Here is a 20,814-nt window from a genome sequence, read left to right as displayed (position 1 = left end):
CCTCAGCACTTGCGTGATGTTATCTCACGGTATGAGAGTAGTGCGTAGATAAAAGTCAGTGTCCCGACAAGTTCGAGACCTTCTTCGATGTTCGCCAGCATGCGATAGCGCAAGGATTCCATACCTTCCGCCTCTGCAACGCTGCCGCCGATCATTTCAAGCCCGACCGCTCCGCCAAGAAACAGCGCCGCCGAAACCGCCAACAGCACGGCGAGCGATGTCGGGAAAGAGCGGATGAATGGAACAAAGGCAGCTAGCCCCACCAAGCTAAGGATGCCTGCCGGCGCTGCCCATGCAAAATACAGCAGGCCCGTATTGGTTGACCTCGCAGCCAACGCAGCGGATAGCTTCTCATGAAGGCCCGTGAATTCATCGAAAGAAAGAAGCAGGAACAGGAAGCCTAAGAAGTACCAATGCCAGGTGAACTGACTGCTACGGCCCGCCGCATCGTCTCCGCACTGAAATAGAAGACGGCTACAGAAAAAAAGCACCAGCACGGAGACCCAAGTGAACGCGCTCCGTTCCACATCGACATCAAGGAGCCATATTTTTGTCGACAGGTCCGGCTCCTGTCCAGCGTACAAGCTTAAATCTTGTGCAAAACTTGCACAAAGAATCAGCAGAGATAATCCTGCAACAATGGCGAGTGTCGGTCTCCATTCGCTGAACAGAAGCGGGGCTTTCTTTTCCACACTTGCAATTGTCACAAAAGTGTCACATAAAGATTAGCAACTTGTCAACCATTGGCGTTCCAATGCGCAGCGACGGAAACAAGTTCGAGTCATTACTCGGCGCAGGCTTGCTTGCTCTCCTATTGGTGTTGGCCGGGCTCATCGTTTTCTACGAGGTCGAGCTGGTATTTCCGTTGGGGTGACGCGTTGCCAACGTCGCCGCTGAATGCCACGCCATTTTTGCAGAACTTGACGCACACAACTTGCCCTTCGCGCTCGAGTTGACCCTTCTCGGACCTTCGGCAGGTTCACGTGAACCGCGGACGGCCGAAATAACTGGAATCAGCCCCATCGTCAGTCCTTGGATGCCGTGATGACCAGCGCCGGCATGTCGAAAGCGACGGCGCCGACCGCTGTCACGAAAGGCATAAGTGCCCGCTCGGCCTCCTCCAGAAGCCGCTTGAACTGCTCGTTGTCCAAAAGCCCGCCCAACGTCCAGATGCAGGCTCTTTCAGTCGAGATCAGCGACTCGATCGAGGCAAAACGGACCGTTCCGCGGTGCCGCTTCACCTCGGCACGCTCTATGCCTGCCTTCGCGCAGAGCGAGAGCAGTAACTCCGCATTGCCGAGCACAAAGGGGGCGCGGAACGCATTCGCAACGTCGCTTCCAAACAGCCGTTCAAGCATATCCGCCACTGCGGCATAGCCGGGCGACTGGTCGAGCGAGTCGCAGACTGCGACGGCGAGCCGGCCGCCGGTCTTAAGCACGCGCATCATTTCCCGCAGTCCGGCTGCTCGATTCTCGAAGAACATCAGGCCAAACTGGCTGACTGCGACGTCGAAGCTTTCATCCGGAAACGGAATCTGCTCGGCGCGCCCTTCTCGCCATTCGATGCGAGTGCTTTTGCGGCGGGCAACGCAAAGCATGTCGGGATTGGGGTCAAGCCCGACCACCTTGCCCTCCGCGCGAACGCGATCGAGGGCCGCGAGCGCCAGCACACCCGTACCGCAGGCGATGTCGATCACGCGGTCGCCCCTCCCTATTCGCGCCTCGGCGGCGACGATGGGTCCCCATTGTCGGAATAGCGCTGGAACGAACAGTGAATCGTAGATTTCAGCCGGAGTTTTCGATGTCCTACTCCGCAGGATCTGGACCGCCGCGTCCTCAGATCCCGGCGTGGCACCTTCAAGGAACACTGCGTTGGATCGGGTTCCGTCGACGCGAAGCGCTTTCAGCGGCTCGTATTCGGGCGATGAATACCAGCGCTTGGCATGCTCGGCGTCGGCAAATTCGACGATGACCGGATAGACCGGCTGCCAGTCTCCTTCGACAAGGTCGGATTTCCCGCCCAGCACCAAATAGCGCCCTCCATATTGTTCAACCGTTGCAAAGACCCATGCCAGATACTGCTCGACTTTGGCTTGGTCTGTGATTTCACGCACGTCGAAGAAGCAATAAGTAGACATGGCCGACCTCCGTTGATCGCATGGACTGCACGGGATGCGCGGTGGATATGCTGTTCGGCGCATAGTAGACTTGGCCATGGGCACGCTCCATGACCCAGCGTCTCAATCGCTTGCCGCAGCGTCCGTTCTTGCGCCATCGCCTGGGCGGCCACCGGAAGAGGTCGTTGCCGATGCCGCACCTTCGGCGACGCCGGACAAGGATGTGCTTTCGGATGTGCTGCGCGTGATAAAGCTTACCGGCGCGCTTTTCTTCTGGGTCGATGCCTCTTCGCCCTGGAGTGTGGAAGTGCCGCGGGCGGATTCATTTGCCCATCTCATCCTGCCGCGCGCCCAACACGTGATTTCCTACCACATCATCACCCAAGGATCGGGCTCGGTCAGCATCGATGAGGGTTCGCCGATGGAGTTTGCCGAAGGCGACATACTTGTGATCCCGCATGAGGATTCGTACGCGATGTGCAGTGCGTCCGGAGTGCGATCAGGTTTGAGCCCGGAAGATTCGCTCGATTTCTTTCGCGCCATGGCGGCTGGACAACTGCCTTTCGTGGTCAACGAAGGTGGCGACGGCCCCCTCCTGACAAGATATGTCTGCGGTTTTCTTGGTTGCGATGCACGGCCGTTCAATCCTCTGCTCGGGGCCCTTCCTCCGCTGATACGCATTCGGCGCGCGGCCGGCGCACCGAGCGATCTGCTCGACCGGCTGATCGAGCTAACGCTGGCAGAGGTGTCCGTTCAACGGCCTGGCGCTGAATGCATCCGCCTGCGCCTCAGCGAGCTGATGTTCGTTGAGGTCGTTCGCCGCTATCTTGAGGCACTGCCGCCGGAGCAGACCGGCTGGCTGGCCGGCTTGCGCGACCCCGCCGTCGGCCGGGCTGTTGCGCTTGTTCACGAGAATCCGGCGCGTGGCTGGACAATTGAAGAACTTGCACGCGAAACCGGCGTCTCGCGGTCCGTCCTTGCGGCCCGCTTCACGCGTCTCGTCGGCTGCCCGCCGATGCAATATCTCACGCGATGGCGCGTGCAACTGGCCGCACGACTGCTCACTGATGGGCTGGCCAAAGTCTCGGCGGTCGGGCGTGATGTCGGCTACGAGTCCGAAGCGGCCTTCAGCCGGAGCTTCAAGAAGCTCGCGGGCGTCTCGCCAGCTGGGTGGCGCGACGGCCGGCGTGGATAGCCGGCGGCCGGAGGCCAATTTGGGGAACACAAAATGCTCCGACTGGCGACGGCCGCTCGCGCATCCGCATGGCCGATGGCAATATCAATCTCGGCAAGTCGTGCAACTCGGTGGCAGCATTGGGTAAATATGTTGAAAACGTCCTCGGCCAAACCATTGAAGCGGCTTGCGCAGAACACTTTCACGAGAGGTCGGATTATTGAATCCTGTTTCCAAGAAGAGCCTCGCCAAGAAATAGAATTCTATCGTCGGCGCATGCTTCGTGGCGCTTCTGACCTTTCAACAATATCGGTCAAGAGCTGACATTCGAAGGGGCCCCACACATCGTGTTGATTGTTACCGCACGATTTCGCGGTGACCGCCGGGCAGGCGGGTGGCGATGAGCTTGTCGATGCGGCGGCCGTCGAGGTCGACGACCTCGAAGCGCCAGCCCTGCGCATCCACGCATTCGCCGGTCGCCGGCAGATGGTGCATGTGCGACAGCACGTAACCGGCGACGGTCTCGTAGTCGCGATTCTCGGGCAGGTCGATGCCGAGAACGTCTGCCATCTCGTCGGCCTGCATGTAGCCGGCGAGCAGCCATGAGCCGTCCTCGCGCTTGACGGCGTTTTCCTCATCACCGGCGTCGAGGTCCGCCCGGAAGACGCCGGTGATGGCTTCCAGTATGTCCGCCGGGGTGACGATGCCTTCGAAATGGCCGTATTCGTCATGGACCAGCGCCATCGGCACGTTGGACTCCTTGAGTGTCGAAAGGACATCCAGCGCGTCGGCCTGGTCATGGACGATGGGAGCGGTGCGCACGTGCCGGCGCGGGTCGAGTGCGCGACCGCCAAGCATCGCGGCCAGCACGTCGCGGGTCTGGACGACGCCGATCATGGCGTCGACACTGCCATCGCCGGCTGGCAGGCGCGAATGCTGGGTCTCCATCAAGAGTTTGCGGATCGCCGTGTCGTCGGACTGCAGGTTGATCCAGTCGACCTCGGTGCGCGGCGTCATCACCGCGCGGACAGCGCGGTCGCCGAGCCGCATGACGCCGGCGATCATGCGCCGTTCGTCGGATTCGATGGTGCCGTGATGCTCGGCCTCGGCGACCAGCATCTTGATCTCCTCGTCGGTGACCTTCTCCTCGCTTTCACCGCGTTGGCCGAGCAGCCACAGCATAGCGCGGCCGGAAATGTCGAGCAGGAAGACCAGCGGCGCCGAGACGGTGGCGAGGATGGTCATCGCCGGAGCAACCCTGGCGGCGACGCGTTCGGGATCGCGCAGCGCGATCTGCTTGGGCACCAGTTCGCCAATGATGAGCGAGAAGTAGGTGATGAGGGCGACGACGATGCCGACGCCGATCGGGTCGGCAAGGCTTTCGCGGACGCCGGTCGATGCCAGGAACACGGACAGCCGCTCGCCGAGCGTGGCGCCGGAAAAGGCGCCGGATAAAACACCGACCAGAGTGATGCCGATCTGCACCGACGACAGGAATTTGCCGGGATTGGAGCCGAGCGCCAAGGCGCGGCCGGCGCCCTTGACATCGCGGTCGATCATCGCCCTGAGGCGGGCCGGCCGTGACGAGACGATGGCAAGTTCGGACATGGCCAGAAGGCCGTTCACGCAGATGAGGGCGGCCACGATGGCGATTTCAGCATAGAGCATGCGGGGTCAATAGCATTGTGGCGCGGCCTTCGAAAATAGATCGCGGTCATTTTTCATGCCGGCGGGCGCAACCATCTCATGCGGCCTCCGATGGCGGCGCGCCTTCGAGCGGATGAACGAGGCGATCGAGACGCTTGCGATCAAGCCGGTGATCGACAAGGTTTATGGTTTCGACGCGGTGCCGCAGGCTTTCGAGCATCTGGAGAGGGGACCGTTCGGCAAGGTCGTGATAGCCGGCTCCCGATAGCAGCCGTTAAGCGATGAGGCGGAAGACCGGCCGTTCGCCTTGCGCCTACGGCAACTGCAGCAGCACGCCCACCACCGCCTTGCCGTCGGTGAAATAGGGATCGCCGCCGCCATTGCGCCCAGTCTTTGTCGCACCGATGCCTGATATCTCGCTGGTCGAGATCAGCATGCCTGCGGCAGACAGGTCGCGGATCAGGAAGTCGCGCTCGGCGTCGATGTCGGCACCGATATGGTGGGTGATCGCGCCGGTGTCGTGGCTGAGGCCGACGCCGCGATCGAAGCTTGCCGACCCCAGCCAGAGCGGCCGGCCATCGTCTCCGGTCGCATCGGTCTGCCAGAAGCGGACGTGATGACGCCGGTCGGCACTGTCGCCGACCGGCTTCTCGAAGGCCAGATCCTGTGCACGGCCTTCGAATAACAACCGGCTGACCGGCGCGTCGGGATAGGGCCGTTCGAACAGCACGCTTTCGCCGATCTCGATCGCGGTCTTCAGCGTGAGGGCGTCGGCCGTGTCCCACCCGGCGACGGCGAAGGCGTGGACCAGCTCTTTTTTGGTGCCGACAAGGCCGACATTGATCGGATCGCCCGCAATGCCTTGCGGCGTGTGCGTCAGCATCGCGAAGCGCTGCGCACGGAAGTTGCGGTCCCGCAGGGTCCAGAATTCCGGCGCGGCGAAATAGGCGAGCACGAGATAGCCGGCACAGAACGCCACCAGCCAGATCGTTGCGCGTCGTCGAAGGCTTCGTCGGCTCACGAGATACCACCCAGGCGATACGGCATCACCTTATGTGGCGTCATTCTACGCGGCGGCGCAGACCTTGGGCAGTGGGCATGCGCTCGGGCTCAGCGGCAGGCGCGGTAGCCGTTCCTGCGGTTCTTGATGTCGAAATGGAAGTGGTTGCGGTGGTCGTAATTGTAGCCGGGGCCGAGCACAGTGGTGAAATACTGGCAGCCGTCGGCGCGCACTGTATTGAGGAAGCCGCGCGTGCGGAAGGCGAACAGGCCGGGCTTGCGCACGTCGATTTCCTTGCCATTGCCGAGCTCGATGCTCATGACGTCGAGGGCGTTGCCCTTGCCGTGCTCCGACAGCACGCCTTCGCCGGCGATCCTGCGGCAGGAATAGCTCGATCCCTGGCGAATGGTCTTGACGCCGGAGAAATAACGCCAGCGGGCGGAGGGGACCAGTTCATTCCTGGTCCAGCCGGCGAAGGTGGCGGCCATGTCGCAGGTCAGCGTCGCGGCAGGCTTCATCCCGATGCTGCCGATGGCCGAGATCTTGACCGGATAGTCGATGCCGCACTGGCCTTCGCGGATCGGCGCAAGATCGGTGTAGACGACGCCCAGGCTTTTCAGTTCGTTGCGGCAGTCGACCTCGCTGGCCGGCATCTGTTCGGTCGGCGCCATCGGCTCGTCCATGCGCGGATAGGCGGCGGTCAGGTATGGGTTGGACGGGACGAGGCTCTGCATTCCGGCGTATTTTGGGCCGGCATATTTCGGGCCGGCGTAGTTCGGAGCGGCTGATGTCTGGCTGCCGACATCGACGGCCGGTTCCAGCGAAAGCACGCTGCCGGTGGTGCATGCCGAGATCGCTGCGATGGCAAGGCCGCCGGCAATCATGCGCGCGCGTCTGGTTTGCCGCACGGCGACGAACGCGGCGCGAATTATCCCGACCATTGGCAGGTTCCCAGTCCCCGAGCCGATCAGGCTCTGTGTCGTTGTTTGATCATGACCTTTCTCCGAAAACCGGATCCCACTTTTCGGGATCATGATCAGATGAGACGGAGCTTACCCGCCAAGAGTAAAGGAAAAATCAGCGGTGCGTTTACGGCTGCGGCCAAATTGCGGCGCGCATGTCGGTCCGGGATCATGTCACCGGCAGAAGGTGCCGCCGTTGCGGCGCGGTGCAAGATCGAGATGGAGATGCAGTGAATGATCCGCATCGCTGCCCGGGCCGAGCACGGTCTTGAACGGTCCGCAGGCCGCCTTGCGCACCGCGTTCAGGAATTTCGCGTCCTTTTCCGGCGGCGCCGGGCCGATGTCGATCTTCCTGCCGTCCGAAAGCGTGAAGCTGGCGATGTCGAGCGCGTTGCCGAAAGCATGTTCCGACAGTTTCCCTCCGCCGTGGCGCGGCCGGCAGACAAAGGCGGATGCCTGGCCGACCGACTTGAGATTGGCGCCGAGCTCGGCCTTGGCCGCCGGCTGGATGATGTTCGCAGCGAAGCGCGCGGCGGCCTCGGCCATCTGGCAGTTAAGCTCGGTTTCGGGGTTGATATCCAATGACTTGCCCAGCGTCTTCAGCACGACCGGATAGGGGATAGAGCAGCCGATCGCCGCATCGTGCTCGGCCTTGCGTTCCTCGAAGTCGACGCCCATCGACTTCAGCCGCCTGCGGCAGGCAAGTTCCTCGTCCGGCATTTTTTCCTGCGGCACAAAGGCCGAGCGCGGGTCGGCAGGGATTTCTTTCTCCTGCGCTTGCGCCGGCTTCTCCGGTGGTTTCGGGACGGTGGCCGGCGGTTGCGCCTCGGCGGGCTTTTCGCTCGGCGTTGGAGCGATTGCCGGCGGCTCCGGCCGGGCTTCCTGATGCTGGTCCGACGTCTGCTGGTCCATTTTGTCGGTCGCAGGTTGATCAGGCTTTGGCGCATCCGCAGGGCGCGGCTCGGGGATCGGCACGTCGGCAGGTACGGCTTCTTGCGCTGATTGCGACTGATTGAGCTCCGGGACGGGCACGGTTTCAGGCAATTCCGGAGCTTGGGCCAGGGCCGCTCCTGCCGCCAGCATCGCCGCCGCCAAAGGCAGCGCCAATTTGGTCAATCCGGCCAATCTGTTCAATCCGGCCAATCTGGTAAATCCGGCCAATCTGATGAATAAGAGAGGAGTCAGCGCCGCCATTCGCCGTTAACGGCGGGCGAATGCGGAAGTTGCCTGAACGAGGGTTTTGGCCGATCACGAACGGTAACCGCGGCGTTACGCACCGATCGCTTCCAGCCCTTCCTCCAGCCAGTCGGCCAAGAGCGGCATGCCGAGCAGATATTTCGCCGTGCGCTTGTTGGCGCGCTCGCGCGCGGCCGTCAGCGCGTCCGCCCATTCCGAGGCGTCATAGTCGCCGCGTCCAACCCAGGCGAGGGCGACGAGTTCGGCCGCCTCGTCGACATTGAGGTCGTTGATCAGTTCGCGCAGTTCTTCTTCGGTGAGGTCTTCGGAACTTTCCTCGACGAGACCGTCGTGATGATGGTTGTCATGCGCCTCGCCATCGAGTTCTACCTCGTGCTCGGCGCCATCGGCATAGTCTTCGTTGACGGCAGCGCTCAACGCCTTCGCCTTGAGGATGAATAGGCGCACGGTGTCGGGACCGATCGAAAGCTCCCATTCTTTTTCAAGGCGCCGCTGCACTGGCCGTCTCCGCATACTCCGTTGCCGTTTGCTGGATGATAGCGAATTTGCAGCGCTCGTCACGTCATGTTCGGCGCTTCTATTTTTCGCTGGCGCGGATCGTTCAAAAAGCTTTCAGTGGCCATGACTTTTTTCCGGGATGAAACGGCTTTTGCCCGGCGTTAGTCTTGCAATGTCATGCTCAAGGAGGGTTCGATGCGCAGACGATTGCTGATCCAGGTTCTGGCGGTTGCCGCCCTGCCGCTGTTTGCTGTTCCGGTGTTTTCGGCCGGTGAAGGTGGAGGCGGTGGCGATGGCAGCCAGACGACACAGTGCAAGAAAGGCATGGTCTGGGACAAGAAGCTGAAGAAATGCGTGGCACCCAAACAAGGCATGCTGGACGACGACAATATCTATGAAGCCGGCCGCGCGCTGGCGATGGCCGGACGTTATGACGAGGCGATCGCCGTACTGAGCCTGGCTGCGGACAAGAAAGACCCTCGCATCCTCAACTATCTCGGCTACTCGCATCGCCATTCCGGACGTGTCACCGTCGGCCTCGGCTATTACGAAGAAGCGCTGCGCATCGATCCTGATTACACGCTGGTACGTGAATATCTCGGCGAGGCGCATCTGCAGATCGGCGATCTCGACGGTGCCCAGGAACAGCTCCGCGAGATCGAGAAGCGCACCGGCAAGGGATCTCGTGAATACGGCATGCTGTCTGAGCAGATAGACCGTTTCATGAAGAGCTGATTCGAAGCCCAAACACGCCTCACACCGGCTGTGAGCAATCGCAGCCGGTTTTTTGTTGCCGCTCGCCCTGCCTGTCGCGCTGCCGTGACGGCATTTCCACAAATGGCGCGTGAATTTTTCAAAACTGATTTTTTGGCGTGAAAAACCCGCGAAGATTGCTATATTGGGGGAAATTGCGGTGACACGGTTCCGTTAGCCCGAGGCTGCCGGACCGTTTTCTTTTTGTACCCATCGACAAGGTCGCTCCCGGAATGCGGGGGCGGCGGCAGGAAAGGTCAGGCATCATGAACAAGGTCCCGATGACAGGCGAGGGGTTCGCGTCGTTGAAGGAAGAACTGCGCTGGCGCCAGCAAGAAGAGCGGCCGCGCATCATCGAAGCGATCTCCGAAGCGCGCTCGCATGGCGATCTTTCCGAAAATGCCGAATACCACGCGGCGAAAGAAGCGCACAGCCTCAATGAAGGCCGCGTCAACGAGCTCGAGGACTTCATCGCCCGTGCCGAAGTGATCGACATCACCAAGCTCAGCGGCGAAAAGGTCAAGTTCGGCGCGACCGTGGTGCTGGTCGACGAGGACACGGAAGAGAAGAAGACCTATCAGATCGTCGGCGACCAGGAAGCGGACGTGAAGTCCGGCCGCATCTCAATCTCCTCGCCGATCGCGCGGGCGCTGATCGGCAAGGAAGTCGGCGATGCGATCGAGGTCAACGCGCCAGGCGGTGCACGGGGCTATGAGATCGTCCAGGTGCAGTTCATCTGAGGACCTTTTGATAATTCTACTCTGGCGGCCGACTAACGCGGTTTTCTGCGCTTCCTACAGCGCCGCGCGTCTTTTGGACGCGCAAAGGACGCTGTAGGACTTTTGATTTGCGCATGGATCCTTTCCGAAAATCGATTCCGATTTTCGGGGTCATGCGCGAAGCTCACGTACTTTAAGTACGCTCCGCTCCGGTTCTCGAAAACCACTCTATTCGTCTCGCCAGAGCGAATTCTGAAAGGTCCTATGTCGCGGCCTGCCATTTGAGCGCCAGCTGCCTCTCAGCTTCCGCCACCACCTCCACCGACGTGATGCGGCTGCCGGGCGCGGCCAGCAGCGTTGACGAGAACGGTCCGCGCGGGCCGGTCAGGCCGGGTTCTGTCGCCAGAAACACGGCGACCGTCGGCAGGCCGAAGGCGCTGGCGAGGTGGGCGAGGCCGGTGTCGGCGCCGATGACCAGCGCCGACCGGCCGATGATCGCGGCGATCTCAGAAAGCGGTGATTTCGGCACCAGCACGGTTTGCGGGACGGCCTCGGCGATTGCCTCGGCAACCGCCTTTTCCCTATCATTCGACCAGGTGGTGACCGGCGTCATTCCTCTTTCCACGAGAAGCCGGGCAGTCTCGATCCAGTCGCCGACCGGCCATTTCTTGTCCTCGCGGCTGGTGCCGTGCAGCAGGAAAGCGGTTTTTTCGCCGACAAAGATCGTGCCGCTGGCCGGCGGCACGATGCCGGATTCGAGCCCGGAAAAATCCGGTTCATAGCCGAGCGCCAGCCCGAACAGCCGCCTGGTGCGTTCGATGGCGTGCAGATCGCGCGATACGGCATGGCGGCGGTCGTAGAACAAAGTCGCCGAAGGCTCGCGGGCGCTCGACCGGTCGAAGCCGGCGATCGGCGCCGCAGCCAGTTTCGCCACCAGGGCCGACTTCAGCAATCCTTGCGCGTCGATGACGAGATCGTAGCGGCAATCCCGCAAGGCGCGGCGCAGTGCCGCCGCCTCGCGCCATGTGCTGGGGCCGAGCGAGCTTGTGCGCCAGCGCCGGATCGCCACGGTGTGAATGGTTGCGATCGCCGGATGCAGCGCCACGATGCCGGCAAAAGCCTCTTCCACACACCAGTCGAACGATACATCCGGCCGGTTGCGGCGCGCATCCTCGACGGCCGGAAAGGTGTGGATGACGTCGCCCATCGACGATGTCTTGACGATGAGCACCCTCATGCGGCGGCCGGCATTTCCAGCAGCCGTTCCACTGCTGCCGCGACCTGAGCCACCTCGAGCGTGTTCAGGCAGTTGAGATGGCCGAGCGGACAGATTTTCCGGTGGCAGGGCGAACAGGACAGGCCGAGCCAGACCAGCTCGCGCTGCTCGGCGAGTGGCGGCGTATTCTGCGGCGAGGTCGAGCCGTAGACGGCTACGATCGGCGTGCCGACCGCGGCGGCAACATGCATCAGCCCACTATCGTTCGACACCGCAAGCCTGGCCGCGGCGATCAGGTCGATAGCGTCCTCCAGCCGCGTCTGGCCGGCGAGGTCGACAACGCTTGGTGCAAGCGTGGCGATTTCCGCCGTCACGTCGGCGTCGTTCTTCGATCCGAACAGCGCGACCTCAAAACCTTTCGCCATCATGTCGAGGGCAAGGCCGGCATAGCGTTCGCTCGGCCAGCGCTTGGCCGGGCCGAATTCGGCGCCGGGCATCAGCGCGACGAATTTTTCCGCCTCCAGCCCGAAGCGACCCAGCAATGCCGCCTGGTTTTTCGTGTCGACAGCGAGCTTGGGAGCACGGAACGTGCCCCCTTGCGCGAGGCCGAAATAGGCCTGCGCCGTGCGCCGTTTCACATTGTCGGGCAAGGGGACGATATCGGTCAGCAGCCCGTAGCGCATTTCCTTGAGATGGCCGACGCGGCGCGGAATGCGGGCAAAGAACGGGACAAGCGCCGACTTCCAGCTTCCAGGCATGACATAGGCGATGTCGTAGTGGCCGCGCAGCAGGCGGCCGAAGCGCCTTCGGATGCGGAATTCCAGCGCGCCGGATTTCAGCGGCAGATCGATCTGCTGGCGTATTTCGGGCATGCGCTTGACCAGTGGCGCCGCCCATGCCGGGGCCAGCACGTCGATCGCTGCGTTCGGGTGAAGTTCTCTCAGTGCCGAGAACAGGCACTGCGCCATCACCATGTCGCCCACCCAGCGTGGGCCGATCACGAGGATCGCTGGGCTTTCAGCCATTCGACATAGTCTCTGACGCCGGTTTCCACTGTGCGAAACTGACCATTGTAACCGGCGGCGCGCAACCGGGACATATCAGCTTGCGTAAAACTCTGGTAGCTGCCCTTGAGATGGTCTGGGAAGTCGATGAACTCGATCTCGCCTTTGCCGAGCGTGCTTATCACCGTTTCGGCAATGGCGCGGAACGGCTGGGCAAGGCCGGTGCCGCAGTTGAAGATGCCGCTTGAGCCCCGTTTCCACAACCACAGGTTGACGTCGGCAACGTCGCCGACATGGATGAAATCGCGGCTCTGCTCGCCGGGTCCAAAACCGTCATAGGCGCCGAACAGTTTCGGGTTCTGGCCTTGCTCGACCTGGTTGAACAGGTGGAAGGCGACCGAGGCCATGGTGCCCTTGTGCGCCTCGCGTGGCCCATAAACGTTGAAATAGCGCAGGCCCGCCACCGGCGAATGATCGGTATCGAAGACGGTGCGGCGGACATAGTCGTCGAACAGCTTCTTTGAATAGGCATAGACATTGAGCGGGCGTTCGCATTCCGGCTCCTCGCGAAACTCGGCTCCGCCGCCATAGACCGAGGCTGAGGAGGCATAGAGGAAAGGCACCCGCAGCGCCAGGCAGGCATGCAGCAGCCGCTTCGAATAAGCGTAGTTCACCTCCATCATTAACTTGCCGTTCCATTCGGTGGTGGTCGAGCAGGCGCCCTGGTGGAAGACGGCCTCGATGCGGCCGAGGTCCCCGGCCTCCATCCGCGGCAGGAAATCGTCCTTGTCGAGATAATCGGCGATCTGCAGGTCGGCGAGATTGGCAATCTTGTGGCCGTCGGTCAGGTCGTCGACGACGACGATGTCGCTGATCCCTTCGGCATTGAGCGCGGCGATGATGTTGGAGCCGATCATGCCGGCGCCGCCCGTGACGATGATCATCAAAGCCTCTGGTGTCTTGTGCCGATTCCGGCCCTTATAGGGGAGGCTTGCGGGACTGTCGATAAAGCAGGTCGCAATCCGGCGGTTGGGTGAGCGCCACAGTGCCGCCGCAAAGCTTTCGCTTCAGTCGGCGATCCACCGGCGAAGCACGACAGGAGCAAGGGTAATGCCGTCGACCGAACTGCTTATCGCCTTTTTCGCCACCACGGCGATCTTTGCCTACATCCCCGGTCCGGCGATGCTTTACGCTGCTGCGCAAACCATGGCGCGCGGCCGCTGGTTCGGCCTGACGGCGGCGTTGGGTATCCATCTTGGCGGCTATGTGCACGTCGTCGCCGCCGCTGCCGGGTTGTCCGTGCTTTTCCACGCCGTGCCGACGCTCTACATCGCGGTCAAGCTGGCCGGCGCACTCTATCTGATCTGGCTGGGTGTGTCGCTGTTTCGCGCCAGGGCGCAAGACGATGCTGTTATCTCAGGCATTGAGCCGAAATCCGCCCGCCGCGCCTTTTTCGAGAGCATCACCGTCGAGGTGCTCAATCCCAAGACTGCAATCTTCTTCATGGCGTTCCTGCCGCAATTCATCGACGCGTCGGCGACGTTTCCCGTCTGGCTCCAATTCCTCGTCCTCGGGACGATCGTCAATCTGATGTTCTCCTCGGCGGATGTCATGTGCGTGGTGCTGGCGGGTGCGCTGATCAACAGGCTGCGGCGTTCGAGCCACGCGCAGCGCCTCATGCGGCGTGCGGGCGGTGCGGTGCTCGTCGGATTGGGCGTTCATGTGGCTTTGCAGAAAAGCTGATCCGTCGACCGGCGTTGGCTGTGGGCCGTTCGGTGCCTGCCGTTGCGCTGAGCCGAATTGCGGTATATCGGCTTCGCCATGAACGACCAGCCCTGCCAGTCCAGCGTTTTCACAGCATCGGGACCGGCTCTCATTGCACGTCGCGGATGACATGAGCGAGCAATACCTGCCTTCTCCCGAACCCCTTCACCGCGCCATCTCGCGGTTCGGCAACGTCACCGTCCTGGTGGTCGGCGACTTCATCCGCGACCGTTTCGTCAACGGCGTCATCGAGCGGATTTCGCCTGAAGCGCCCATTCCGGTGCTGCGCGGGCGTGGCGAAACGTCGGCGATGGGCGGCGCCGGCAATGTCGTCGCCAACATCGTCTCGCTCGGCGCTGCCGCGATACCGGTCTCGGTGATCGGCGCCGATCAGGCCGGCGACAATCTCATGCGCATGCTCGCCGAGTTTGGTGTCGACACTGGCGGCCTCGCGCAGGACGCGAACCGGATGACGTCGTCAAAAAGCCGGTTCAGTGCGCTCAACCAGCAGGTGCTGCGCTTCGACGAAGAGGAAATCAAGCCGCTGGGCGACGCTGAGCGGGCAACGCTGGTCCGCCATTTCCGCGCCGCGCTCGCGCAAGCCGACATCGTTATCCTGTCCGACTACGGCAAGGGCATATTGCTCGACGGCGTCGCCGGCGAGCTGATCTCGATCTGCCGCGAGGCGGGAAAGCCGGTGCTGGTCGATCCCAAGGGCCGCGATTATGCGTGCTATGCCGGGGCGACGGCGATCACCCCCAATCGCAAGGAACTTGGCGAGGCGGTTGGACGCGTGGTGTTTGCCGATGACGAGGTCGTGGCCGCGGCGCGTGAGCTGATCTCGGCACATGGCTTCGATTTCGTGGTCGCGACGCGCAGCGAAAAGGGTATGAGCGTCGTCGGCGCGGACGATGCCCGCCACATTGCCACGCAGGCGCGGGAAGTGTTCGACGTTTCCGGCGCCGGCGACACTGTGATTGCGACGTTTGCGTTGGCTCTTGCCGCGGGCGCCGACCGCATCATGGCCGCCGCCATCGCCAACGCGGCGGGTGGCGTGGTGGTGGGAAAGCGCGGTACCGCGCGGCTGACGGTCGAAGAACTTACCGGGGCGCTGTTTCGCTCGCATGGACCGATTGCCCACAAGGATGCAATTCTCGATGCCGCTGCCGCTGCACGGCTGGTGGCGACGTGGAAGGACGAAGGCTTGAGCGTCGGTTTCACCAATGGCTGCTTCGATATCCTTCACGCCGGCCATGTCAGCCTTTTGCATGCGGCACGCAGCCAATGCGACCGGCTGGTTCTCGGCCTCAACAGCGATGCCTCGGTGCGCCGGCTGAAAGGGCCAGGGCGCCCGGTCAACGACGAGCATGACCGGGCCTGCGTGCTGGCGGCGCTTGCCTCGGTCGATGCCGTCGTCGTCTTCGAGGAGGACACGCCGCTCGCGCTGATCGAGGCGCTCAAGCCCGACATACTGGTCAAGGGCGCCGACTACACGATCGATCAGGTGGTCGGCGCCGAAATCGTGCAAAAGGCGGGCGGCCGCGTCGTGCTGGTCGATCTCGTCGCCGGCAAGAGCACCACCGGCACCATCGGCAAGTTGCGCGCCGGCAGTACAAACTGAGGTTTTCATGTCCGAACTGAACGAATACCTAGTCCGCTCGGCGGCCGCGATCACCGCGATGGTCGAGCGCGACCTCACCGGCGAGATGGAGCGGGCGGTTACCGCCGTCGTCGCCGCGCTTTCGCACGGCAAGGCGCTGCTGATCTGCGGCAATGGCGGCTCGGCCAGCGACGCCATCCACATTGCCGGTGAACTGGTCGGCCGCTTCCTGAAGGAGCGCAAGGCCTACAATGTCATCGCGCTGCCGGCCAATGCGGCGGTACTGACCGCCTGGGGCAACGATTACGGCTTCGACACGGTGTTTTCACGCCAGGTCGAGGCACATGGCTCAGCGGGTGCCGTGCTGCTCGCCATCTCGACCAGCGGCAACTCGGCCAGCATCCTTGCCGCTGCCGAGCAAGCGCGCACGATGGACATGACAGTGATCAGCCTGACCGGCGACACCGGCGGCAAGCTCAAGCCGCTCTCCGACATCCTGCTCAACGTGCCCTCGACCTCGACGCCGATCATCCAGCAGGGGCATCTGTGCCTCTATCATCATCTGTGCGAAATGGTCGAAGCGCGCCTCTGTGATGGCTGACGTCGGCCCTGTCGTGAGGTCGAATCATTACCCGCTCGAAGAGCCGGGCCTGTGGGTCGAGCGGATCGCTAGCTCGGTTTTTCCAGCTGGCACGCCGGCGCTGTTCCTCGACCGCGATGGCACCATCAATGTCGATAGCGGCTACCCCAGCGATCCGGCTGACATCGTGCTGCGGCCGGAGATGCTGCCGGTGATCCGAACGGCGAACATTGCAGGCCTTCCTGCGATCGTGGTCTCCAACCAGTCAGGCATAGCCCGTGGCTATTTGGGCTGGCCGGATTTCGCCGCAGTCAATGCCCGGCTGCTGGCGCTTCTCGAAGCGCAGGGTTGCCGGATCGATCTGGTGCTCGCCTGCGCCTACCATTCGAGCGGGACGGGTGAGCTGGCAGCAGATGATCATCCGATGCGCAAGCCCAATCCGGGCATGCTTCTGCGCGCCCGCGATCTGCTGGGCGTGGATATCAGCCGGTCAATCATCGTCGGCGACAAGGCCGATGACATGGAAGCCGGACGGCGAGCCGGGCTATGCGAGGGCTGGTTGGTGCGCGGCAGATTCAATCGGACTTCTGGCGATGGCATGTTCACGACGCGCAAACTGACGACCGGTCACGATCACAGCAAACTCTGCGGCGCCATCGCCGAACTCGGCCGGGATTAGATTCTCACTTCGCTGAAAGCCACCAGGCCCTCATCCTTGACGCGACGGATGGTCAGTGCCGTCCGCACCGTGTCGACATTCGGCGCCGAGGCCAGTTCCTCGATGACGAAGGTCTGGAAGGCGCCGAGGTCGCTCGCCACGCAATGCAGCAAAAAGTCGGATTCGCCCGACACCATCCAGGCGTCGCGCACGATCGGCCAGCCGCGGGTGCGTTCGGCGAAGGTTTTCAGCTCGGCGTCGGCCTGGTGATGCAGGCCGATGAGGCAGAAGGCGACGACGTCCAGGCCGAGCGCCGGCGCATTGAGCAAAGCGCGGTAGCCGCGGATGATGCCGGTCTCTTCCAGCCGCCTGACGCGGCGCAGGCATGGCGGCGCCGAAATGCCGACGCGGCCGGACAGCTCGACATTGGTCATGCGCCCGTCTTGCTGAAGCTCGCGCAGGATCTTCCAGTCGATGGCGTCGAGATCGGCTTTGAGGGGCATGGATATCTTTCGGCGCTTCACGCAAGAATCTTTCGTGATTTTGTAATTAAACGACTTTGGTGTCCATTCCATCCCTTCAAGCGCTGATTTTCGGACAGTCGCCGCGCAAGATGTTCATGGATCGTCTGTTTGCGGGGAAGCTTTCCGGGGACGAAGGCCAGGTCGTCTTGCTGGCGTCGCCTGCAACACCTAGATTAGGGCCGATATCGAACCCTGTGCCGGACGCTTCATTCGCGTCCGGTTGTTGTGAAAGCCTGTCCATGATCACCAAGCACGCACCCGTTCTCATCATCGGCTCCGGCCCCGCCGGCTATACGGCGGCAATCTACGCCGCCCGTGCTATGCTGAAGCCGATGCTTGTCGCCGGGCTGCAGCAGGGCGGCCAGCTGGTGATCACCACCGATGTCGAAAACTATCCCGGCTTCGCCGATACGATCCAGGGTCCGTGGCTGATGGAACAAATGCTGAAGCAGGCCGAGCATGTCGGCACCGACGTCGTCAATGACATCATCACCGAAGTCGACCTCAATGTGCGGCCGTTCCGCGCCAAGGGCGATTCCGGCACCACCTATACCGCCGACGCGCTGATCATCGCCACCGGTGCGCAGGCGAAATGGCTGGGCATCCCGAGCGAACAGACCTTCATGGGCTTCGGCGTATCGGCCTGCGCCACCTGCGACGGCTTCTTCTATCGCGGCAAGGATGTCGCGGTGATCGGCGGTGGCAATTCGGCGGTGGAGGAGGCGCTCTACCTTTCCAACCTGGCAAAGAGCGTGACGGTCATCCACCGGCGCAGCGACTTCCGTGCCGAGCGCATCCTCAGCGAGCGGCTGTTCAAGAAGGACAATGTCCGCGTCATCTGGGACACTGTCGTCGACGAGATCACCGGCCAGTCCGGCAAGACGCCGCTGCCGCCGTCGGTGGAAGGGCTGAAGCTGCGCAATGTGGTGACCGGCCAGGAGATGCATCTGACGATCGACGGCGTGTTCGTGGCGATCGGCCATGCGCCGGCCGTCGAGCTGTTCGCCGGCAAGCTGAAGCAGAAGCCGAACGGCTATCTGTGGACGGCGCCGGATTCGACCTGCACCGACGTGCCAGGCGTGTTCGCCGCCGGCGACGTGACCGACGACATCTACCGCCAGGCGGTGACGGCGGCGGGGCTCGGCTGCATGGCCGCGCTCGAGGCGGAAAAGTACCTCGCCGGGATCGAAGTTCACCGCGAAGCGGCGGAGTAAGGAAGCGGCCGAGAAAAGCCGCGCAAAAGCCTGATTTTTCATTCAGACGCCAGAAAACAGAACGGGGGCATCATGGCGTTGGACTGGGACAAGCTACGCGTGTTTCACGCTGCGGCGGAAGCTGGGTCGTTCACCCATGCCGCCGAGACACTGCATCTGTCGCAATCTGCGATTTCACGGCAGGTCAGCGCGCTCGAACATGATGTCGGCGTGCCGCTGTTCAATCGCCATGCCCGCGGCCTGGTGCTGACCGAGCAGGGTGAGATGCTGTTCCGCACGGCGCATGACGTGCTGATGAAGCTGGAGACGATCAAATCGCGGCTGACCGAGGCCAAGGACCGGCCCTCCGGCGTGCTCAGGGTGACGACCACGGTGGGGCTCGGTGCCGGCTGGCTGACCGAGCGCGTGCAGGAATTCATCGAGCTCTATCCCGAGATCAGTCTGCAGTTGATCCTGGCGAACGAGGAACTCGACCTCACCATGCGCCGGGCGGATTGCGCGATCCGGCTGCGCCAGCCGCAGCAGCCCGATCTCATCCAGCGCCGCCTGTTCACCGTGCATTTCCATCTCTACGCCGCCCCTTCCTACGTCAACAAGTATGGCAAGCCGGCGTCGATCGCCGAGTTGAAGAGCCATCGCATCGTCACCTTCGGCGTGCCGGTGCCGGCGCATTTGTCGGAATTGAACTGGCTGGAAACGGTCGGCGATTTCGAAGGCGGGCAAAGGGTGCCGACGCTGCAGATCAACGACATATTGTCGATCAAGCGCGCGGTACAGGGTGGTGCCGGCATCGCCATGCTGCCCGACTATGTGGTCAGCAAGGACTCAGGGCTGGTGCAGTTGCTGCCGGAGACCGAAGTGCCGTCCTTCGACACCTATTTCGCTTATCCCGATGCGATGAAGAACCAGGCTAAACTGCACGTGTTCCGCGATTTCATCATCGCCAAGGCGCGCAGCTGGTCGTTCTAGGGTGTGTCGATATTCAGGTGGGCCTGCGAACGGCGGGTTCCTGCGCTTCCGGTACTTCACGGAACCGATGTCCGCTCCGTTCCGGTTCTCGGAACCCACCATTCTCGACTCGGCCTGACCTGAATCTCAACACAACCTGAAACGGCGCCATCGCCGTTTTCCGGGTCACCCGCGCCATGGCGTCAGGCGGGGCAGCCAGCCTGGAACGGCATGGCGGTAGGCTTCGTAGTCGGCGCCATAGCGGCGAGCAAGCGTCGGTTCCTCATGGAACTTCACGAACGAGACCATGGCGATGGCGGCGATAGTGGCATAGGCGACGAGAGCCCAGCTCGAAAACAGCAGCGCCTGGCCAAGGATGATCGCCAGCACCGCCACATACATCGGATTGCGGACATGGCGGTAGATACCGCCGACAACCAGTCGCTCGGTTGGCGCGACCGGGGCAGGCGTGCCCCGGCCTTCGAGGGCAAAACGGGCGAAGGCATGAAGCAGCAAGGTCGCTGCGACGACAATCAGGACCCAGCCGACCGGGACCAAGCCCGGCCGGGTAGACCAGGGCAGACGATAGCGATCGGTCAACAGCCAGGGCAGCAATCCCGCGACCACGCCGGGCGCTGCGATGAAGAATAGCGCGCTGCCGGCGATCGCCTGACGGGTCCTCATCGAGGCTTCCTTCTAAAGCGCGTCGCGTCTGCGACGCGCTTTAAGTTTTATATGCATGTCGTTGTCCCAAAACCGCTGCGCACCCTCGGGTCGGGCCCGAGGGCATGCTTTTGGGCGACATGCATTAGAGCGGCGTGCGCCCACTTGGCCCCACAAAATACGCTCTAGCACTTGGATCTGCGCACCGTGCTTTCCGAACATCGATGCCAATTTTCGGGCCGCTGCGCGGCTGCTGCAAAAATAAACGCGTGCTGCCTGATTCGACGTCATTCGTTGTTTCTGCGTTCCGGGCCGAGATTTGGCTCTGATTCGCTATTTCGCAATGGTTTTGCCTGGCTGTGCACCGCATTTCGACGATTCTGCTGGTCCTATGGGGCCAAGGAATGGGTTAGACCACAGCCTGTGTCATTTTGCATGCGTGTGTTGCAAAATAGATGCTTGTTTCTTGGGCATGATGAGCACATATATAGATCATCTCCTGGGCGCGTTCTCCTCCCATTAGCGCCCTTGAGTGTTCCCCTCTGGAGGTTAGCCTTAACAGGCACTTCCAATCAA

Annotated in this window: 22 protein-coding genes; 10 read left to right on the top strand and 12 right to left on the bottom strand. The window is 62.4% G+C overall.

Features of this window, described 5'->3' with window-relative positions; translation table 11 throughout:
• Positions 1–2: 2 nt before the first annotated feature.
• Together CIT26_RS05115 and CIT26_RS05105 are read right to left on the bottom strand one after the other, a co-directional pair.
• Positions 3–707 carry a hypothetical protein gene (locus CIT26_RS05115; RefSeq protein ID WP_143747786.1) on the bottom strand — a complete coding sequence of 235 codons (705 nt, stop codon included), beginning with the start codon at positions 705–707 and terminating at the stop codon, positions 3–5.
• Positions 708–1,025: 318 nt separating this feature from the next.
• Entirely contained in the window at positions 1,026–2,138 is a 1,113-nt protein-coding gene (locus CIT26_RS05105) for a DUF1330 domain-containing protein (protein WP_206072722.1), read from the bottom strand.
• Positions 2,139–2,214: 76 nt separating this feature from the next.
• Here CIT26_RS05105 and CIT26_RS05100 point away from each other — a divergent pair, with 76 nt between their 5' ends.
• Positions 2,215–3,312 carry an AraC family transcriptional regulator gene (locus CIT26_RS05100; RefSeq protein ID WP_095491545.1) on the top strand — a complete coding sequence of 366 codons (1,098 nt, stop codon included), beginning with the start codon at positions 2,215–2,217 and terminating at the stop codon, positions 3,310–3,312.
• A 336-nt stretch (positions 3,313–3,648) separates the two neighbouring features.
• On the opposite strand, the gene CIT26_RS05095 is transcribed toward CIT26_RS05100, so the two are convergent.
• Positions 3,649–4,959, bottom strand: a complete 1,311-nt coding sequence (locus CIT26_RS05095) for a hemolysin family protein (protein ID WP_095491544.1) — start codon at positions 4,957–4,959, stop codon at positions 3,649–3,651.
• A gap of 55 nt (positions 4,960–5,014) precedes the next feature.
• Between CIT26_RS05095 and CIT26_RS05090 the strand changes: the two genes are divergently transcribed.
• Complete coding sequence (locus CIT26_RS05090; RefSeq protein WP_095491543.1) at positions 5,015–5,206, top strand: zinc-binding dehydrogenase; 192 nt, start codon at positions 5,015–5,017, stop codon at positions 5,204–5,206.
• Positions 5,207–5,251: 45 nt separating this feature from the next.
• Here CIT26_RS05090 and CIT26_RS05085 read toward each other — a convergent pair whose 3' ends face one another.
• The 4 genes from CIT26_RS05085 to CIT26_RS05070 form a co-directional block, all read right to left on the bottom strand.
• Entirely contained in the window at positions 5,252–5,959 is a 708-nt protein-coding gene (locus CIT26_RS05085) for an LssY C-terminal domain-containing protein (RefSeq protein WP_095491542.1), read from the bottom strand.
• 89 nt (positions 5,960–6,048) lie between these two features.
• Entirely contained in the window at positions 6,049–6,879 is an 831-nt protein-coding gene (locus CIT26_RS05080) for an extensin-like domain-containing protein (RefSeq protein WP_095491541.1), read from the bottom strand.
• Between the two features lie 195 nt (positions 6,880–7,074).
• A complete protein-coding gene (locus tag CIT26_RS05075) occupies positions 7,075–7,983 on the bottom strand; it encodes an extensin-like domain-containing protein (protein WP_167391286.1) in 909 nt (302 codons plus the stop codon).
• 186 nt (positions 7,984–8,169) lie between these two features.
• Complete coding sequence (locus CIT26_RS05070; protein WP_095491539.1) at positions 8,170–8,595, bottom strand: DUF3775 domain-containing protein; 426 nt, start codon at positions 8,593–8,595, stop codon at positions 8,170–8,172.
• A 195-nt stretch (positions 8,596–8,790) separates the two neighbouring features.
• Here CIT26_RS05070 and CIT26_RS05065 point away from each other — a divergent pair, with 195 nt between their 5' ends.
• Both CIT26_RS05065 and greA read left to right on the top strand, forming a co-directional pair.
• Positions 8,791–9,330: a tetratricopeptide repeat protein gene (locus CIT26_RS05065; protein WP_095491654.1), complete on the top strand. Its 540-nt coding sequence runs from the start codon at positions 8,791–8,793 to the stop codon at positions 9,328–9,330.
• Positions 9,331–9,614: 284 nt separating this feature from the next.
• Positions 9,615–10,088, top strand: a complete 474-nt coding sequence (gene greA / locus CIT26_RS05060) for a transcription elongation factor GreA (RefSeq protein ID WP_095491538.1) — start codon at positions 9,615–9,617, stop codon at positions 10,086–10,088.
• Positions 10,089–10,329: 241 nt separating this feature from the next.
• Here greA and waaC read toward each other — a convergent pair whose 3' ends face one another.
• The 3 genes from waaC to rfaD are packed head-to-tail and all read right to left on the bottom strand — an operon-like array spanning position 10,330 to position 13,231.
• A complete protein-coding gene (waaC, locus tag CIT26_RS05055) occupies positions 10,330–11,304 on the bottom strand; it encodes a lipopolysaccharide heptosyltransferase I (RefSeq protein ID WP_095491537.1) in 975 nt (324 codons plus the stop codon).
• The gene (waaF, locus tag CIT26_RS05050; RefSeq protein WP_095491536.1) at positions 11,301–12,308 is read right to left on the bottom strand and encodes a lipopolysaccharide heptosyltransferase II; all 1,008 of its coding nucleotides are present in this window, start codon (positions 12,306–12,308) and stop codon (positions 11,301–11,303) included. The genes waaC and waaF overlap by 4 nt, the downstream gene beginning before the upstream one ends.
• Positions 12,281–13,231, bottom strand: a complete 951-nt coding sequence (rfaD, locus tag CIT26_RS05045; protein WP_095491535.1) for an ADP-glyceromanno-heptose 6-epimerase — start codon at positions 13,229–13,231, stop codon at positions 12,281–12,283. The genes waaF and rfaD overlap by 28 nt, the downstream gene beginning before the upstream one ends.
• 166 nt (positions 13,232–13,397) lie before the next feature.
• On the opposite strand from rfaD, the gene CIT26_RS05040 reads away from it, so the two are divergent.
• The 4 genes from CIT26_RS05040 to CIT26_RS05025 all read left to right on the top strand — a co-directional run bounded on the left by CIT26_RS05040 (position 13,398) and on the right by CIT26_RS05025 (position 16,910).
• Positions 13,398–14,030, top strand: a complete 633-nt coding sequence (locus CIT26_RS05040; RefSeq protein ID WP_095491534.1) for a LysE family translocator — start codon at positions 13,398–13,400, stop codon at positions 14,028–14,030.
• A 151-nt stretch (positions 14,031–14,181) separates the two neighbouring features.
• Positions 14,182–15,672 carry a D-glycero-beta-D-manno-heptose-7-phosphate kinase gene (rfaE1, locus tag CIT26_RS05035; RefSeq protein ID WP_095491533.1) on the top strand — a complete coding sequence of 497 codons (1,491 nt, stop codon included), beginning with the start codon at positions 14,182–14,184 and terminating at the stop codon, positions 15,670–15,672.
• Positions 15,673–15,679: 7 nt separating this feature from the next.
• A complete protein-coding gene (locus CIT26_RS05030; protein ID WP_095491532.1) occupies positions 15,680–16,252 on the top strand; it encodes a D-sedoheptulose-7-phosphate isomerase in 573 nt (190 codons plus the stop codon).
• A complete protein-coding gene (locus CIT26_RS05025; RefSeq protein WP_095491531.1) occupies positions 16,245–16,910 on the top strand; it encodes a D-glycero-alpha-D-manno-heptose-1,7-bisphosphate 7-phosphatase in 666 nt (221 codons plus the stop codon). Before CIT26_RS05030 ends, CIT26_RS05025 begins: the two co-directional genes overlap by 8 nt.
• On the opposite strand, the gene CIT26_RS05020 is transcribed toward CIT26_RS05025, so the two are convergent.
• Positions 16,907–17,392, bottom strand: a complete 486-nt coding sequence (locus tag CIT26_RS05020; protein WP_095491530.1) for an Lrp/AsnC family transcriptional regulator — start codon at positions 17,390–17,392, stop codon at positions 16,907–16,909. The two genes, CIT26_RS05025 and CIT26_RS05020, sit on opposite strands and share 4 nt — an antisense overlap.
• 260 nt (positions 17,393–17,652) lie before the next feature.
• Between CIT26_RS05020 and trxB the strand changes: the two genes are divergently transcribed.
• Both trxB and CIT26_RS05010 read left to right on the top strand, forming a co-directional pair.
• The gene (trxB, locus tag CIT26_RS05015) at positions 17,653–18,627 is read left to right on the top strand and encodes a thioredoxin-disulfide reductase (RefSeq protein WP_095491529.1); all 975 of its coding nucleotides are present in this window, start codon (positions 17,653–17,655) and stop codon (positions 18,625–18,627) included.
• A 72-nt stretch (positions 18,628–18,699) separates the two neighbouring features.
• Complete coding sequence (locus CIT26_RS05010; RefSeq protein ID WP_023799796.1) at positions 18,700–19,596, top strand: LysR family transcriptional regulator; 897 nt, start codon at positions 18,700–18,702, stop codon at positions 19,594–19,596.
• Positions 19,597–19,761: 165 nt separating this feature from the next.
• On the opposite strand, the gene CIT26_RS05005 is transcribed toward CIT26_RS05010, so the two are convergent.
• Positions 19,762–20,259, bottom strand: a complete 498-nt coding sequence (locus CIT26_RS05005) for a methyltransferase family protein (protein WP_095491528.1) — start codon at positions 20,257–20,259, stop codon at positions 19,762–19,764.
• Positions 20,260–20,814 lie beyond the last annotated feature (555 nt).

Source organism: Mesorhizobium temperatum, from assembly GCF_002284575.1.
Classification (GTDB): domain Bacteria; phylum Pseudomonadota; class Alphaproteobacteria; order Rhizobiales; family Rhizobiaceae; genus Mesorhizobium; species Mesorhizobium temperatum.
This window is presented reverse-complemented; position numbering and strand designations above follow the sequence as displayed.

What these genes read in the sequence shown, in the direction of transcription:
- CIT26_RS05075 (WP_167391286.1), bottom strand. Translation starts at nt 7,983, where the DNA reads ATGCTGGCGGCAGGAGCGGCCCTGGCCCAAGCTCCGGAATTGCCTGAA.
- CIT26_RS05095 (WP_095491544.1), bottom strand. Translation starts at nt 4,959, where the DNA reads ATGCTCTATGCTGAAATCGCCATCGTGGCCGCCCTCATCTGCGTGAAC.
- trxB (WP_095491529.1), top strand. Translation starts at nt 17,653, where the DNA reads ATGATCACCAAGCACGCACCCGTTCTCATCATCGGCTCCGGCCCCGCC.
- rfaD (WP_095491535.1), bottom strand. Translation starts at nt 13,231, where the DNA reads ATGATCATCGTCACGGGCGGCGCCGGCATGATCGGCTCCAACATCATC.
- waaF (WP_095491536.1), bottom strand. Translation starts at nt 12,308, where the DNA reads ATGGCTGAAAGCCCAGCGATCCTCGTGATCGGCCCACGCTGGGTGGGC.
- rfaE1 (WP_095491533.1), top strand. Translation starts at nt 14,182, where the DNA reads ATGAGCGAGCAATACCTGCCTTCTCCCGAACCCCTTCACCGCGCCATC.
- CIT26_RS05025 (WP_095491531.1), top strand. Translation starts at nt 16,245, where the DNA reads ATGGCTGACGTCGGCCCTGTCGTGAGGTCGAATCATTACCCGCTCGAA.
- CIT26_RS05090 (WP_095491543.1), top strand. Translation starts at nt 5,015, where the DNA reads ATGCCGGCGGGCGCAACCATCTCATGCGGCCTCCGATGGCGGCGCGCC.
- waaC (WP_095491537.1), bottom strand. Translation starts at nt 11,304, where the DNA reads ATGAGGGTGCTCATCGTCAAGACATCGTCGATGGGCGACGTCATCCAC.
- CIT26_RS05080 (WP_095491541.1), bottom strand. Translation starts at nt 6,879, where the DNA reads ATGGTCGGGATAATTCGCGCCGCGTTCGTCGCCGTGCGGCAAACCAGA.
- CIT26_RS05030 (WP_095491532.1), top strand. Translation starts at nt 15,680, where the DNA reads ATGTCCGAACTGAACGAATACCTAGTCCGCTCGGCGGCCGCGATCACC.
- CIT26_RS05065 (WP_095491654.1), top strand. Translation starts at nt 8,791, where the DNA reads ATGCGCAGACGATTGCTGATCCAGGTTCTGGCGGTTGCCGCCCTGCCG.
- greA (WP_095491538.1), top strand. Translation starts at nt 9,615, where the DNA reads ATGAACAAGGTCCCGATGACAGGCGAGGGGTTCGCGTCGTTGAAGGAA.
- CIT26_RS05105 (WP_206072722.1), bottom strand. Translation starts at nt 2,138, where the DNA reads ATGTCTACTTATTGCTTCTTCGACGTGCGTGAAATCACAGACCAAGCC.
- CIT26_RS05005 (WP_095491528.1), bottom strand. Translation starts at nt 20,259, where the DNA reads ATGAGGACCCGTCAGGCGATCGCCGGCAGCGCGCTATTCTTCATCGCA.
- CIT26_RS05010 (WP_023799796.1), top strand. Translation starts at nt 18,700, where the DNA reads ATGGCGTTGGACTGGGACAAGCTACGCGTGTTTCACGCTGCGGCGGAA.
- CIT26_RS05040 (WP_095491534.1), top strand. Translation starts at nt 13,398, where the DNA reads ATGCCGTCGACCGAACTGCTTATCGCCTTTTTCGCCACCACGGCGATC.
- CIT26_RS05100 (WP_095491545.1), top strand. Translation starts at nt 2,215, where the DNA reads ATGGGCACGCTCCATGACCCAGCGTCTCAATCGCTTGCCGCAGCGTCC.
- CIT26_RS05020 (WP_095491530.1), bottom strand. Translation starts at nt 17,392, where the DNA reads ATGCCCCTCAAAGCCGATCTCGACGCCATCGACTGGAAGATCCTGCGC.